21 protein-coding genes and 1 riboswitch are annotated in these 12992 nt (G+C 39.5%); of the genes, 20 read left to right on the top strand and 1 reads right to left on the bottom strand.

The features are described 5' to 3' along the window. Positions 1–452 precede the first annotated feature (452 nt). The 17 genes from rplN (at position 453) to rplQ (ending at position 8988) form a co-directional block, all read left to right on the top strand. On the top strand, positions 453–824 hold the full coding sequence (gene rplN, locus L4F92_RS11060) for a 50S ribosomal protein L14 (RefSeq protein WP_005548786.1): 372 nt from the start codon (positions 453–455) through the stop codon (positions 822–824). Positions 825–834: 10 nt separating this feature from the next. Further along, positions 835–1146, top strand: coding sequence for a 50S ribosomal protein L24 (gene rplX, locus L4F92_RS11055; RefSeq protein ID WP_103855457.1), 312 nt, complete (start codon positions 835–837; stop codon positions 1144–1146). Positions 1147–1166: 20 nt separating this feature from the next. Beyond that, complete coding sequence (gene rplE, locus L4F92_RS11050; protein ID WP_103854527.1) at positions 1167–1706, top strand: 50S ribosomal protein L5; 540 nt, start codon at positions 1167–1169, stop codon at positions 1704–1706. 12 nt (positions 1707–1718) lie between these two features. Further along, positions 1719–2024 (top strand): 30S ribosomal protein S14, encoded by a 306-nt coding sequence (rpsN, locus tag L4F92_RS11045; RefSeq protein ID WP_103854526.1) that lies wholly within the window; start codon positions 1719–1721, stop codon positions 2022–2024. A gap of 36 nt (positions 2025–2060) precedes the next feature. Further along, positions 2061–2453, top strand: coding sequence for a 30S ribosomal protein S8 (rpsH, locus tag L4F92_RS11040; protein WP_250351137.1), 393 nt, complete (start codon positions 2061–2063; stop codon positions 2451–2453). A gap of 18 nt (positions 2454–2471) precedes the next feature. Further along, on the top strand, positions 2472–3005 hold the full coding sequence (gene rplF / locus L4F92_RS11035) for a 50S ribosomal protein L6 (RefSeq protein WP_046098796.1): 534 nt from the start codon (positions 2472–2474) through the stop codon (positions 3003–3005). A gap of 13 nt (positions 3006–3018) precedes the next feature. Next, positions 3019–3372 carry a 50S ribosomal protein L18 gene (gene rplR / locus L4F92_RS11030; protein WP_046098797.1) on the top strand — a complete coding sequence of 118 codons (354 nt, stop codon included), beginning with the start codon at positions 3019–3021 and terminating at the stop codon, positions 3370–3372. Between the two features lie 15 nt (positions 3373–3387). Next, on the top strand, positions 3388–3888 hold the full coding sequence (gene rpsE / locus L4F92_RS11025) for a 30S ribosomal protein S5 (protein WP_103854523.1): 501 nt from the start codon (positions 3388–3390) through the stop codon (positions 3886–3888). Between the two features lie 6 nt (positions 3889–3894). Beyond that, a complete protein-coding gene (rpmD, locus tag L4F92_RS11020; protein ID WP_103854522.1) occupies positions 3895–4074 on the top strand; it encodes a 50S ribosomal protein L30 in 180 nt (59 codons plus the stop codon). Between the two features lie 4 nt (positions 4075–4078). After that, positions 4079–4513: a 50S ribosomal protein L15 gene (gene rplO / locus L4F92_RS11015; RefSeq protein WP_250351136.1), complete on the top strand. Its 435-nt coding sequence runs from the start codon at positions 4079–4081 to the stop codon at positions 4511–4513. Between the two features lie 7 nt (positions 4514–4520). Further along, entirely contained in the window at positions 4521–5846 is a 1326-nt protein-coding gene (secY, locus tag L4F92_RS11010; RefSeq protein WP_250363751.1) for a preprotein translocase subunit SecY, read from the top strand. A gap of 26 nt (positions 5847–5872) precedes the next feature. Next, positions 5873–5986: a 50S ribosomal protein L36 gene (gene rpmJ / locus L4F92_RS11005; protein ID WP_005548767.1), complete on the top strand. Its 114-nt coding sequence runs from the start codon at positions 5873–5875 to the stop codon at positions 5984–5986. Between the two features lie 140 nt (positions 5987–6126). Continuing rightward, the gene (rpsM, locus tag L4F92_RS11000) at positions 6127–6483 is read left to right on the top strand and encodes a 30S ribosomal protein S13 (protein WP_017805524.1); all 357 of its coding nucleotides are present in this window, start codon (positions 6127–6129) and stop codon (positions 6481–6483) included. A gap of 15 nt (positions 6484–6498) precedes the next feature. Then, entirely contained in the window at positions 6499–6888 is a 390-nt protein-coding gene (rpsK, locus tag L4F92_RS10995; RefSeq protein ID WP_250363750.1) for a 30S ribosomal protein S11, read from the top strand. Between the two features lie 28 nt (positions 6889–6916). Further along, entirely contained in the window at positions 6917–7537 is a 621-nt protein-coding gene (gene rpsD / locus L4F92_RS10990) for a 30S ribosomal protein S4 (protein ID WP_250351134.1), read from the top strand. Positions 7538–7569: 32 nt separating this feature from the next. Beyond that, positions 7570–8559 carry a DNA-directed RNA polymerase subunit alpha gene (locus L4F92_RS10985; RefSeq protein ID WP_126371196.1) on the top strand — a complete coding sequence of 330 codons (990 nt, stop codon included), beginning with the start codon at positions 7570–7572 and terminating at the stop codon, positions 8557–8559. 39 nt (positions 8560–8598) lie between these two features. Beyond that, positions 8599–8988, top strand: coding sequence for a 50S ribosomal protein L17 (gene rplQ, locus L4F92_RS10980; protein ID WP_250363749.1), 390 nt, complete (start codon positions 8599–8601; stop codon positions 8986–8988). A 677-nt stretch (positions 8989–9665) separates the two neighbouring features. Here the strand turns inward: rplQ and ribB are convergent. Then, positions 9666–10313 (bottom strand): 3,4-dihydroxy-2-butanone-4-phosphate synthase, encoded by a 648-nt coding sequence (gene ribB / locus L4F92_RS10975; protein ID WP_250363748.1) that lies wholly within the window; start codon positions 10311–10313, stop codon positions 9666–9668. A 116-nt stretch (positions 10314–10429) separates the two neighbouring features. Then, positions 10430–10575: riboswitch (FMN riboswitch) on the bottom strand. Positions 10576–10671: 96 nt separating this feature from the next. Here ribB and ubiK point away from each other — a divergent pair. The 3 genes from ubiK to L4F92_RS10960 all read left to right on the top strand — a co-directional run bounded on the left by ubiK (position 10672) and on the right by L4F92_RS10960 (position 12982). After that, positions 10672–10935 carry a ubiquinone biosynthesis accessory factor UbiK gene (ubiK, locus tag L4F92_RS10970; RefSeq protein ID WP_250363747.1) on the top strand — a complete coding sequence of 88 codons (264 nt, stop codon included), beginning with the start codon at positions 10672–10674 and terminating at the stop codon, positions 10933–10935. Positions 10936–11015: 80 nt separating this feature from the next. Continuing rightward, entirely contained in the window at positions 11016–12287 is a 1272-nt protein-coding gene (gene nadR, locus L4F92_RS10965; RefSeq protein WP_250363746.1) for a multifunctional transcriptional regulator/nicotinamide-nucleotide adenylyltransferase/ribosylnicotinamide kinase NadR, read from the top strand. Between the two features lie 8 nt (positions 12288–12295). Further along, positions 12296–12982, top strand: a complete 687-nt coding sequence (locus L4F92_RS10960; protein WP_250363745.1) for a metallophosphoesterase family protein — start codon at positions 12296–12298, stop codon at positions 12980–12982. The last annotated feature ends 10 nt before the right edge of the window (positions 12983–12992 follow it).

Genomic DNA, 12992 nt, shown 5'->3' with positions numbered 1-12992 from the left:
GTAACGCCGATGGTAGTGTGGGATTTTCCCATGCGAGAGTAGGGCACCGCCAGGTTTTGAATGAAAGAAGAACGCCATTGAGGGAACTCAGTGGCGTTTTTTGTTTTTTAGGGAATAAAAGCAGATAAGCATCACTGAGAATGAATAGGTTAGATTAAGTCATAATCCAAAGATAAAAGATATTATATATAAGTATATTTAATAGCTATTAATTATGTCTGATATGTTTGGGGTATAAAGACATAAGTAAGAGAAAAAAGATGCAAGAAAAATCTGTCAAAATTACAGCGCACTTTGATTTGGGGAGTTATATGATTTTTTCTAAGGAAAATAGTGTTTAGAGATCAGTTTTATATTGCATTCATAGCATTTTTTATAGTAGAATTCATCCTCTATCCTGTAAGGATAGGTTCGTCCCGAGAGGGTGTTATTAATTTTAGCGGAGTACTAAGATGATCCAAGAACAGACTATGCTGGACGTTGCTGATAACTCAGGCGCTCGCAGTGTAATGTGTATCAAGGTTCTAGGTGGATCGCACCGTCGTTACGCTGCTATTGGTGATATCATCAAAATTACTGTGAAAGAAGCAATTCCACGCGGTAAAGTTAAAAAAGGTGATGTATTAAAAGCAGTTGTTGTGCGCACCAAGAAGGGTGTTCGTCGCCCAGATGGATCAGTCATTCGCTTCGATGGTAATGCTTGTGTAATTTTAAACAATAACACAGAGCAACCAATCGGTACTCGTATTTTTGGACCTGTGACTCGTGAACTTCGTTCTGAGAAGTTTATGAAGATCATTTCTTTGGCACCAGAAGTACTATAAGGAGTAAGAAATGGCTGCAAAAATTCGTCAAAATGATGAAGTGATTGTTCTTGCTGGTAAAAGCAAAGGCAAACGTGGTAAGGTAACTAAAGTGTTACCAAACGGTAAAGTTGTTGTTGAAGGTATCAACATTATCACTAAACATGAAAAACCAGTTCCTGCATTAGGAAAAGAAGGTGGTTTAGTGAAAAAAGAAGCACCAATTGATGCGTCAAATGTTGCAATTTTTAACCCGAAAACAAACAAAGCTGACCGTGTAGGTTTTAGATTTGAAGACGGTAAAAAAGTACGTTTCTTTAAATCTAACAATGAAATTATTTAATCAAAAACTGGAGTAATGCGATGGCGAAACTGCATGATTACTACAGAGATCAAGTAGTTAATGAATTGAAAGAGAAATTCAACTACTCGTCTGTCATGCAAGTCCCACGAATCGAAAAGATTACCCTGAATATGGGTGTGGGTGAAGCATTGACCGATAAGAAATTGCTAGATAACGCAGTTGCGGATTTAGCAGCGATTACTGGTCAAAAACCTTTAATTACTAAAGCACGCAAATCTGTTGCAGGCTTTAAAATCCGTCAGGGATATCCAATCGGTTGTAAAGTAACACTACGCGGTGAGCGTATGTGGGAGTTCTTTGAACGTTTAATTACAATTGCTGTTCCACGTATTCGTGACTTCCGCGGTTTAAGCGCGAAATCATTCGATGGTCGTGGTAACTACAGTATGGGTGTACGTGAGCAAATTATCTTCCCAGAAATCGATTACGATAAAGTAGATCGCGTTCGTGGTTTAGATATCACTATCACAACGACTGCTAACAGCGATGAAGAAGGTCAAGCACTATTGGCTGCCTTTAATTTCCCATTCCGTAAATAAGGCAGGTTACAAATGGCTAAACAATCAATGAAAGCACGCGATGTAAAACGCGTAAAACTCGCTGAGAAATTCTATGCAAAACGTATGGAATTGAAAAAAATCATCTCTGATGTAAATGCGTCAGATGAAGATCGTTGGGCAGCCGTGTTAAAGCTACAATCTTTACCACGTGATTCAAGCCCTAGCCGCCAACGTAACCGTTGCAACCAAACTGGCCGTCCACACGGTTTCTTACGTAAGTTTGGATTAAGCCGTATTAAAGTTCGTGAAGCAGCAATGCGTGGCGAAATTCCTGGCCTTAAAAAAGCAAGTTGGTAATTTACTACTTTATTTTGGAATCGGAGTAAAAGCACAATGAGTATGCAAGATCCAATCGCAGATATGTTGACCCGTATTCGTAACGGTCAAGCTGCGAATAAAATTGTGATCAATATGCCTTCATCCAAGCTAAAAGTGGCAATTGCCAATGTATTAGCTGCGGAAGGTTATATTGAAAACGTTAAAGTTTTAGAAGGCACTAAGCCTGAATTGGAAATTACTTTAAAATATTTCCAAGGGAAGCCTGTTGTAGAAAGCATTCAGCGCGTAAGCCGTCCTGGTCTTCGTATTTATAAACGTAAAGACGAATTACCGAAAGTTATGGGCGGATTGGGTGTAGCAGTAATTTCTACATCTAAAGGTGTAATGACTGATCGCGCAGCTCGTCAAGCGGGTTTAGGCGGTGAAGTTATTTGTTATGTAGCTTAATAGAGAGGTAGGAAGAAAATGTCTCGTGTTGCAAAAGCACCTGTTAGTATTCCTGCCGGCGTTGAGGTTAAACTTGACGGACAGCTACTAACAGTTAAAGGTAAAAATGGCGAGTTATCTCGCACTATTCATAACTCAGTTGAAGTTAAACAAGATAATAATGAATTAACTTTTGCTCCTCGTGCAGGGGTAGTTGGTGCAGACGCACAAGCGGGTACAGCGCGTGCATTAGTTAATGCAATGGTTATCGGTGTTACTGAAGGCTTCACTAAGAAGTTACAATTGGTGGGTGTTGGTTATAGAGCACAAATGAAAGGTAACGTAGTTGCATTAAGTTTGGGTTTCTCACACCCTGTTGAGCATACATTACCTGCAGGTGTGACTGCTGAATGTCCATCACAAACAGAAATCGTTCTGAAAAGTGCTGACAAACAATTGATTGGTCAAGTTGCAGCAGATATTCGTGCTTATCGCCGTCCTGAGCCTTACAAAGGTAAAGGTGTACGTTATGCTGACGAAGTTGTACGTACAAAAGAGGCTAAGAAGAAATAATTAAGGTAACACTATGGATAAGAAATCAGCTCGTATCCGTCGTGCAGCTCGTGCCCGTCATATGATGCGTGAACAAGGTGCAACTCGTTTAGTTGTTCACCGTACTCCTCGTCATATTTATGCACAAGTGATTGCACCAAACGGTTCAGAAGTGCTTGCCGCTGCTTCTACAGTCGAAAAAGCAATTAGTGAGCAAGTTAAATATACCGGTAATAAAGATGCAGCCGCAGTAGTGGGCAAAATCATTGCTGAAAGAGCTTTGGCAAAAGGTGTCAAAGATGTTGCATTTGATCGTTCCGGTTTTAAATATCATGGTCGTGTCCAGTCTTTAGCGGACGCTGCCCGTGAAGCTGGTCTACAGTTCTAATAGAGGTAATTTGAGATGGCAAACATCGAGAAACAAGCTGGTGAACTGCAAGAGAAGCTAATCGCGGTAAACCGTGTATCAAAAACAGTTAAAGGTGGTCGTATCATGAGCTTTACTGCATTAACAGTAGTTGGCGATGGTAATGGTCGTATTGGTTTTGGTTATGGTAAAGCGCGCGAAGTTCCGGCAGCGATCCAAAAAGCGATGGAGAAAGCTCGTCGCAATATGATTACTGTGGCTTTAAATGAAGGCACTTTACAACACCCAATTAAAGGTACTCACACAGGTTCTCGCGTATTTATGCAACCTGCCAGTGAGGGTACTGGTATTATTGCAGGCGGTGCAATGCGTGCAGTACTAGAAGTTGCTGGTGTTCGTAACGTTCTTTCTAAAGCATACGGTTCAACTAACCCAATTAACGTTGTTCGTGCAACAATTGATGCACTAGCAAATATGAAATCACCAGAAATGGTTGCTGCTAAGCGTGGCAAAACCGTTGATGAAATTTTGGGGTAATGGACAATGGCTAAAACTATTAAAGTAACTCAAGTTCGTAGTTCTATCGCTCGTTTACCGAAGCATAAAGCTACCTTGCGTGGACTAGGTCTTCGCCGTATGCACCATACTGTTGAACTAATTGATACTCCTGCTGTACGTGGGATGATTAACCAAGTTTCATATATGGTTAAAGTGGAGGAATAAGAGAATGCGTTTAAATACTCTATCTCCGGCTGAAGGTGCTAAACATAGTGCAAAACGCTTAGGTCGTGGTATCGGTTCAGGCTTAGGTAAAACAGGTGGACGTGGTCATAAAGGTCAAAAATCTCGTACTGGCGGTGGTGTTCGTCGCGGTTTCGAAGGTGGACAAATGCCTTTATATCGTCGTTTACCAAAATTTGGTTTTACCTCAATGAAATCAGCGGTAACTGCGGAAGTTCGTTTGAATGATTTAGCAAAAGTTGAAGGAAATGTTGTAACATTAGAAACGTTAAAAGCGGCTAATGTATTAACTAAAGATATTCAATTTGCAAAAGTTATTCTTTCTGGCGAAGTGAAATGCGCAGTAACTGTTCGTGGTTTACGCGTAACTAAAGGCGCTAAAGCAGCAATTGAAGCGGCTGGCGGTTCAGTTGAGGAATAATTAATAAATGGCTAAGCAACCAGGTTATCAAAATAGAAGTACTCAAAGCGGTACAAGTGAACTGAAAAGTCGATTATTATTTGTGCTCGGTGCACTTATTGTTTTCCGTATTGGTTCTTTCATTCCGGTTCCTGGTATTGATGCTGCTGTTTTAGCTCAATTACTTGAGCAGCAAAAAGGCACCATTATTGATATGTTTAATATGTTCTCTGGTGGTGCTTTGAGCCGAGCGTCAGTATTTGCATTGGGTATTATGCCGTATATTTCTGCATCTATTATTATCCAACTACTGACAACGGTTCATCCTGCTTTAGCAGAATTAAAGAAAGAAGGTGAGGCTGGTCGTCGAAAAATTAGTAAATATACACGTTATTCGACATTAGTTCTTGCAATGATCCAGGCAATCGGTATTTCTACTGGATTGCCTAATATGTTGCCAGGATTAGTACCTAATTTGGGATTTAGTTTTTACTTTACTGCTGTAATTAGTTTAGTTACAGGAACAATGTTTTTAATGTGGTTAGGTGAGCAAATTACCGAACGCGGCATTGGTAATGGTATTTCTTTAATTATTTTTGCAGGTATTGTTGCTGGTTTACCATCAGCAATTGGCGCAACAATTGAGCAAGCGCGTCAAGGGCAAATGCACTTGTTAGTTCTGTTGCTCATCGCAGTTATTGTTTTTGCAGTAACCTATTTTGTTGTTTTCGTTGAAAGAGGACAACGTAGAATTAAAGTTGAATATGCAAAACGTCAACAAGGTCGTCAAATCCTTGGCGGTCACACCACTCATTTACCACTTAAAGTGAATATGGCGGGCGTAATTCCTGCTATCTTTGCTTCGAGTATCATCTTGTTTCCTGCTACCATTACATCTTGGTTTGGGCAAGGAGCAAGTTTAGATTGGTTAACTGACTTATCGATGTTATTGCATCCAGGTCAGCCTTTATATTTGATCGTTTATGCAGTAGCTATTATCTTCTTTAGTTTCTTCTATACAGCGATGCAATATAACCCGCGTGATACAGCAGAAAATTTGAAGAAATCTGGTGCATTTATTCCGGGAATTAGACCAGGTGAACAGACATCACGTTACATTGATAAAATTATGACCCGTTTAACTTTGATTGGCGGTCTATATATTACATTCGTGTGTTTAGTTCCTTATATTATGACGTCAGCGTGGAATGTTCAGTTCAATTTCGGTGGTACATCTTTGCTGATTGTTGTAGTGGTAATTATGGATTTCATCGTTCAGGTTCAAAGTCATTTAATGTCAACAAAATATGAATCTGCGTTGAAAAAAGCAAACCTTAAAGGTTTTGGGCAGTAATGCTCATATAGTAAAAGGGATAAGCAATGAAAGTTCGTGCTTCCGTAAAGAAATTATGTCGTAACTGTAAAATTGTTAAACGTGAAGGTGTTGTTCGTGTATTATGTAGCGACCCTAAACATAAACAACGTCAAGGTTAATTGATATTTTTCTTGCAAAGAACCAGCTGGGCATATATAATGCTCAGCTCATTTATGTCCTTGGCATACTGTTTGAGTATCCTGAAAACGGGCTTTTCAAGATCAGTATGTCAAATTAGTTAAAATAATAGGAGTGCATAGTGGCCCGTATTGCAGGCATTAACATTCCTGATCAAAAACATACTGTAATTGCATTAACATCAATTTACGGTATCGGCAAAACTAGAGCAAAAGCTATTTGTGCTGCAACAGGAATTGCTGAAGACGTTAAGATCAGAGAATTGTCTGAAGAGCAGATTGATAAACTGCGTGACGAAGTTGGTAAATTTACCGTTGAAGGTGACTTACGTCGTGAAGTAACACTTAACATTAAACGCCTATTAGATTTAGGTTGTTATCGTGGTTTACGTCATCGTCGTAGCTTACCGGTGCGTGGTCAACGTACTAAAACTAATGCGCGTACTCGTAAGGGTCCACGTAAGCCGATCAAGAAATAAGTCGGGGTAAATTAAATGGCAAAAACACCAGTTCGTGCACGTAAACGTGTAAAAAAACAAGTAGTAGATGGCGTTGCTCATATTCACGCATCTTTCAATAATACAATCGTTACGATTACTGACCGTCAAGGTAATGCTCTAGCATGGGCTACTGCTGGTGGTTCAGGTTTCCGTGGTTCTCGTAAATCCACTCCGTTCGCTGCTCAGGTAGCTGCTGAGCGTTGTGCAGAAATGGTCAAAGAATTTGGCTTAAAGAACTTGGAAATTATGGTAAAAGGGCCGGGGCCAGGTCGTGAGTCGACAATCCGTGCATTAAATGCAGCGGGTTTCCGTATTACGAATATTACTGATGTTACCCCGATCCCACATAACGGTTGTCGTCCACCGAAAAAACGTCGTGTATAAGACGTATTAGGATAGTTGGAGAAAGAAAATGGCAAGATATTTGGGTCCAAAACTCAAGCTAAGCCGTCGTGAAGGTACTGACTTATTCCTTAAGTCAGGAGTACGCGCGATTGATTCAAAATGTAAAATTGATACAGCACCCGGTCAACATGGTGCTCGTAAACCTCGTTTGTCAGACTATGGTAGTCAGTTACGTGAGAAACAAAAAGTTCGTCGTATCTATGGTATTTTAGAACGTCAATTCCGTAACTACTATAAAGAGGCAAACCGTCTAAAAGGTAATACTGGTGAAAATTTACTAGTATTATTAGAAGGTCGATTGGATAACGTTGTTTATCGCATGGGCTTTGCTGCAACTCGCGCAGAAGCTCGCCAATTAGTGAGCCATAAAGCAGTTGTTGTTAATGGTCGTGTGGTTAACATTCCATCTTTCCAAGTTTCAGTAAATGATGTTGTAGCTATTCGTGAAAAATCTAAGAAACAAGCTCGTATTAAAGCATCATTAGAATTAGCAGAGCAAAAAGAAAAACCAACTTGGTTAGAAATTGATGCTGCTAAAATGGAAGGTGTGTTCAAACGTGTTCCTGAACGTTCTGATTTATCAGCAGACATTAACGAACATCTGATCGTAGAGCTTTACTCTAAATAATAGTTAAAGCTTCGTAGCAAAGAGAGGATAAAATGCAGGGTTCTGTTACAGAATTTTTAAAACCACATTTAGTTGATATTGAGCAAATTAGCTCTACTCATGCTAAAGTGATCTTAGAACCGTTAGAGCGTGGTTTCGGCCATACTCTAGGTAATGCATTGCGCCGAATTCTTCTATCTTCAATGCCAGGTTGTGCTGTGACTGAAGTAGAGATTGATGGGGTGTTGCATGAGTATAGTAGCAAAGAAGGGGTTCAAGAAGATATTCTTGAAGTACTTCTAAACTTAAAAGGCCTAGCGGTTAAAGTACAGAATAAAGATAATGTATTTCTGACACTAAGCAAATCTGGAATTGGCCCTGTTGTTGCAGCAGATATTACCCATGATGGTGATGTCGAAATTGTGAATCCTGAACATGTCATTTGCCATCTTACTGATGAAAATGCATCAATTAATATGCGTATTCGTGTACAACGTGGTAGAGGATATGTTCCTGCTTCTGCTCGAGTTCATTCTCAAGATGAAGAACGTCCTATCGGTCGTTTATTAGTAGATGCTTGTTATAGTCCCGTTCAACGTATTGCTTACAATGTTGAAGCAACGCGTGTAGAACAACGTACTGACTTAGATAAGTTAGTGATTGAGCTAGAAACAAATGGCACTATTGATCCAGAAGAAGCAATTCGCCGTGCAGCAACAATTTTAGCAGAGCAACTTGATGCATTCGTTGATTTGCGAGATGTTCGTCAGCCTGAAGTCAAGGAAGAAAAACCGGAATTTGATCCGATTCTTCTACGTCCTGTTGATGACTTAGAGCTGACAGTTCGTTCTGCTAACTGTTTGAAAGCAGAAACAATTCACTATATCGGTGATTTAGTACAACGTACAGAAGTTGAGTTATTAAAAACGCCTAATCTTGGTAAGAAATCACTTACTGAAATTAAGGATGTGCTGGCTTCTCGTGGCTTATCACTTGGTATGCGCCTTGAAAATTGGCCACCAGCAAGTATCGCTGAAGATTAGTGGTCATTAGGTTAAGATTTTTCTGAGAAGGATAAGATCATGCGCCATCGTAAGAGTGGTCGTCAACTAAACCGTAATAGCAGCCATCGCAAAGCGCTGTTCCGTAATTTAGCAAGTGCATTAGTTAGTCATGAAATCATTAAGACAACATTGCCAAAAGCAAAAGAATTACGTCGTGTAGTTGAGCCGTTAATTACATTAGCAAAAGAAGACAGTGTTGCAAACCGTCGTTTAGCTTTTGCTCGTACTCGCAACATTGAAACTGTTGCTAAATTATTCAATGAATTAGGTCCACGTTTTGCACAACGTGCGGGTGGTTATACTCGTATCTTAAAATGTGGTTTCCGCGCTGGTGATAATGCACCAATGGCATACATTGAGTTAGTCGATCGTCCAGCAGTTGCTGAAGAAACTTCATCAGCTGAATAATCGAATTTTGATGTTAAAAAGCCTGCTATATGCAGGCTTTTTTATTTATTATTATTTCAGGTATCAATTGAAAATTATATCTATAACACAATAGTATCTGCCATTGGAATAATTTTCAAAATGCCCAGCATACCTCTCTTTTGGATAAAGTTTTTATTACTCGAATACCTCTTTGTGTCAGAATAATTTGCATTGGTGATAATTGTTGTTTAAATGCAGATAAAGATAAAGTGGTAATAATAGAAGGGTATAAGTGATATATGGGGAGACCACCGATTGCATTTACTTGAAGTCAAATAGCAATAAGATATCACCATTTAAGTTTGGAATAGGGTAAGCCAGCTTCTGGCAGATAGCGTAAAGAGTAGGAAAAGCTGAGCCAATGCTATGTTATTTCAATTATATCGCTTACGCATCTAATCCTTCATATATTGATTTCTTGCATTCACAATAGCGTTATAACTAATACAATAAGTGAGAAAAAGCCTTAAAATTTGCCATATACCTTTTGCTTTTTAATAAAGGTCTTTTATTAGCAAATAATTTATTATGCCAGAAGAGATTGTGTAGGCTATGTCGTTGTTTTGATTCGTTAATTTATATTACATAACTACATCGCCATAGACGGTTTAAACGCGTAGATAAAAAAATAGCAGGAATAAACCCTGCTATTTTCACTATTTTTTATTCGCCTCTAAACGATATTGCACTAAATCTTCAATTGTCATCACGGGATAATCAAATGCTTCAGCAAATTTGATAATTTCAGCTGTACGTGCCATTGTACCGTCATCATTGGTGATCTCACAAATTACTGCGGCGGGTTTATAGCCTGCAAGCACGGCAAGATCAACAGAAGCTTCGGTATGCCCCCGACGTTTTAGCACGCCCCCTTCCGCTGCTCTTAATGGAAAAATATGCCCCGGTCGGTGTAAATCTTGTGGTTTCGCATTATCTGCAACAGCCGCTTTAATGGTCGTTACTCGATCTGCGGCAGAAACCCCAGTTGATACCCCTTCTGCTGCTTCAATTGTTACGGTAAATGCGGTTTTATTGACACTGGTGTTGTTTTGCACCATTGGGGGTAAATCAAGTTGTTGGCAAATCTCATCGCTTAAACACAAGCAAACAATCCCACTGCCGTAACGAATAAGTTTTGCCATTTGTGTCGCATCAATGGTTTGCGCAGGGAAAATTAAATCGCCTTCGTTTTCACGATCTTCATCATCTAAAACAAGTACGCCATTGCCTTGTTTGAACGCTTCAATGGCTTTTTCAACACGTTCTTGCGGTGTCCCAAAAGCAGATAAAATAGACTGATTCATAGTAAAAAAACCTTTTAATAATAAATTGATACTTGAATCAGGGCTGATGAGGGAAGTTTTTCGTTATGATAAAAAACAAAATAACAAAAATAGATTTTATCCAAAGATAAAACCCATTTGATTCTCTTTCATCCAGACTTTGACTGTCGGCTTTGGATTTTCACCAAATCTGCTGACTTTACTTTTGCAAGTAAACGCTCGTGGGCTTATGCGTGATGCACTTACCACCGGTAGGGAATTTCGCCCTGCCCTGAGAATGAGGGCATAGTATAACGCAATCTAAATAGAGAAAAAATGTTTTTCTTTACGCAGATATTGCATACAATATGCCACATTGGTGCAATAATGTGAGGTCTTTATGCTAAATCCACAAAAAATAGAGCAAATTATACAACAAGTACAAAATTCCCTACCGCAAGGAGTGAAAGAGCTTGGCAAAGATGCAGAGGCAAAATTTAAGCAAGTTTTGCAGGCACAATTGGCTAAATTAGACGTTGTTACCCGTGAAGAGTTTGATGTGCAAACCCAAGTATTAATGCGTACACGTGAAAAACTTAATGAGTTAGAAAAACGCATTGATGCCCTATTGGAAGAACAAAATCAAGCACAAAAAACTCGCTAAAATCTCACCGCACTTGGTTTTCTTAAGTGAAAAGTGCGGTCTTTTTTCTAAATAAATTTGGCAATATAAGGAATTTCGTGATGTCCGCATTCGCCTATCTACAACAAAAACGCAAGCAATTAAACTTAAAAGTCAATGAGGTTTGTGAGCAAGCTCACATTACTCGCGCTTATTTTAATCAGCTCGTTAGTGGCAAAATCAAAAACCCAAGTGCAACCAAATTATCTGCCTTGCATAAAGTGTTACAAATCACTGATTTGCAAGATAAAAAAGTGGGGGTAATCTTTGGTAAGTTTTACCCTGTGCATACGGGACACATCAATATGATTTATGAAGCATTCAGTAAAGTTGATGAAGTCCACGTTGTGGTGTGTAGCGATACAGAGCGTGATCTGAAACTCTTTTACGACAGTAAAATGAAGCGAATGCCAACAGTGCAAGATCGCCTACGTTGGATGCAACAAATTTTTAAATATCAGAAAAACCAAATTTTTATTCATCATTTAGTCGAAGACGGTTTACCGAGCTACCCAAATGGCTGGTCAGCGTGGGCAGAGCGTGTTAAACAGCTTTTTGAAGAAAAGCAGGTAAATCCGAGTGTGGTTTTTAGTAGCGAACCGCAAGACAAAGCCCCTTACGAAAAATATTTAAATTTACAGGTGGAATTGGTTGATCCACAACGTCAATTTTTTAACGTTTCTGCTACTAAAATTCGTAATACACCGTTCCATTATTGGAAATTTATCCCAAAAGAAGTGCGTCCATTCTTTGCTAAAACCATTGCCATTTTAGGTGGAGAAAGTAGCGGAAAAACCGTTTTAGTGAATAAATTAGCAACTGTTTTTAATACAACTTCCGCTTGGGAATATGGGCGTGAATTTGTGTTTGAAAAACTGGGCGGCGATGAGCAAGCAATGCAATATTCCGACTACCCACAAATGGCTCTAGGGCATCAACGTTATATTGACTATGCCGTACGCCACGCCCATAAAGTGGCGATTGTGGATACGGATTTTATTACCACGCAGGCATTTTGCATTCAATATGAAGGCAAAGCTCACCCATTTTTAGATTCAATGATTAAAGAATACCCTTTTGATATTACCATTTTATTGAATAACAACACCAAATGGGTGGATGACGGCTTACGCAGTCTTGGTAGCTACAAACAGCGCCAACGTTTCCAACAATTATTGAAAAAATTATTGGATAAATATAACGTGCCTTATATTGAAATCGAATCACCGAGCTACTTAGAGCGTTATAATAAGGTGAAATCCATTGTAGAAAAAATTCTCAACGAAGAAGAGCTACCCGAACTTAACAACGATAAATCGATTTTTGAGGAATAACAGCCCCTATGATCTTATTTGCAGGCGACCCACACGGAAGATATGACCATCTTTACCCTTTTGTGCAAGAGCAAGAGGGGATCGCCCTTGTCATACTTGGGGATTTACAACTCACCAGCACAGAAGAATTGGATAAATTAGCACAACATTGCGATCTTTGGTTTATTCACGGTAATCACGACAGCAAAACCGTTGCCGCCTTTGAAGCACTCTGGGGAACAGAATGGAAAAAGCGAAACCTACACGGGCGTGTGCAAACCATTCAAGGTAAACGCATTGCAGGATTAGGTGGTGTATTCCGTGGGCAAATTTGGATGCCACCAAATAAGCCAGTTTTCTTTGATCCCATTCATTATTGCCAATATTGTCCACAAGAGAAAATTTGGCGAGGAGGCTTGCCGTTACGGCACCGCACCTCCCTTTTCCCTTCAGATTTTGAACAATTAGAAAATCTGCAAGCGGATATTCTTGTTTCTCACGAAGCGCCAAAACCCCACCCACTTGGCTTTTCTGTGTTCAATAAATTAGCGAAAAAAATGGGCGTTACGCATATTTTCCACGGTCATCACCACGAAAACGTTGATTACTCCTCCATTAATCGCGATGTTAATCTCAACATCACCAACGTAGGTTTCCGCAGTTTATGCGATGAACAAGGAAATTATTTATTGAAGAACATTGATGATAGAAAATAATTTTCTCATT

The organism is Avibacterium sp. 21-595, assembly GCF_023611905.1.
In the GTDB taxonomy this organism is placed as follows: domain Bacteria; phylum Pseudomonadota; class Gammaproteobacteria; order Enterobacterales; family Pasteurellaceae; genus Avibacterium.
This window is presented reverse-complemented; position numbering and strand designations above follow the sequence as displayed.

What these genes read in the sequence shown, in the direction of transcription:
- rplN (WP_005548786.1), top strand. Translation starts at nt 453, where the DNA reads ATGATCCAAGAACAGACTATGCTGGACGTTGCTGATAACTCAGGCGCT.
- rplX (WP_103855457.1), top strand. Translation starts at nt 835, where the DNA reads ATGGCTGCAAAAATTCGTCAAAATGATGAAGTGATTGTTCTTGCTGGT.
- rplE (WP_103854527.1), top strand. Translation starts at nt 1,167, where the DNA reads ATGGCGAAACTGCATGATTACTACAGAGATCAAGTAGTTAATGAATTG.
- rpsN (WP_103854526.1), top strand. Translation starts at nt 1,719, where the DNA reads ATGGCTAAACAATCAATGAAAGCACGCGATGTAAAACGCGTAAAACTC.
- rpsH (WP_250351137.1), top strand. Translation starts at nt 2,061, where the DNA reads ATGAGTATGCAAGATCCAATCGCAGATATGTTGACCCGTATTCGTAAC.
- rplF (WP_046098796.1), top strand. Translation starts at nt 2,472, where the DNA reads ATGTCTCGTGTTGCAAAAGCACCTGTTAGTATTCCTGCCGGCGTTGAG.
- rplR (WP_046098797.1), top strand. Translation starts at nt 3,019, where the DNA reads ATGGATAAGAAATCAGCTCGTATCCGTCGTGCAGCTCGTGCCCGTCAT.
- rpsE (WP_103854523.1), top strand. Translation starts at nt 3,388, where the DNA reads ATGGCAAACATCGAGAAACAAGCTGGTGAACTGCAAGAGAAGCTAATC.
- rpmD (WP_103854522.1), top strand. Translation starts at nt 3,895, where the DNA reads ATGGCTAAAACTATTAAAGTAACTCAAGTTCGTAGTTCTATCGCTCGT.
- rplO (WP_250351136.1), top strand. Translation starts at nt 4,079, where the DNA reads ATGCGTTTAAATACTCTATCTCCGGCTGAAGGTGCTAAACATAGTGCA.
- secY (WP_250363751.1), top strand. Translation starts at nt 4,521, where the DNA reads ATGGCTAAGCAACCAGGTTATCAAAATAGAAGTACTCAAAGCGGTACA.
- rpmJ (WP_005548767.1), top strand. Translation starts at nt 5,873, where the DNA reads ATGAAAGTTCGTGCTTCCGTAAAGAAATTATGTCGTAACTGTAAAATT.
- rpsK (WP_250363750.1), top strand. Translation starts at nt 6,499, where the DNA reads ATGGCAAAAACACCAGTTCGTGCACGTAAACGTGTAAAAAAACAAGTA.
- rpsD (WP_250351134.1), top strand. Translation starts at nt 6,917, where the DNA reads ATGGCAAGATATTTGGGTCCAAAACTCAAGCTAAGCCGTCGTGAAGGT.
- L4F92_RS10985 (WP_126371196.1), top strand. Translation starts at nt 7,570, where the DNA reads ATGCAGGGTTCTGTTACAGAATTTTTAAAACCACATTTAGTTGATATT.
- rplQ (WP_250363749.1), top strand. Translation starts at nt 8,599, where the DNA reads ATGCGCCATCGTAAGAGTGGTCGTCAACTAAACCGTAATAGCAGCCAT.
- ribB (WP_250363748.1), bottom strand. Translation starts at nt 10,313, where the DNA reads ATGAATCAGTCTATTTTATCTGCTTTTGGGACACCGCAAGAACGTGTT.
- ubiK (WP_250363747.1), top strand. Translation starts at nt 10,672, where the DNA reads ATGCTAAATCCACAAAAAATAGAGCAAATTATACAACAAGTACAAAAT.
- nadR (WP_250363746.1), top strand. Translation starts at nt 11,016, where the DNA reads ATGTCCGCATTCGCCTATCTACAACAAAAACGCAAGCAATTAAACTTA.
- L4F92_RS10960 (WP_250363745.1), top strand. Translation starts at nt 12,296, where the DNA reads ATGATCTTATTTGCAGGCGACCCACACGGAAGATATGACCATCTTTAC.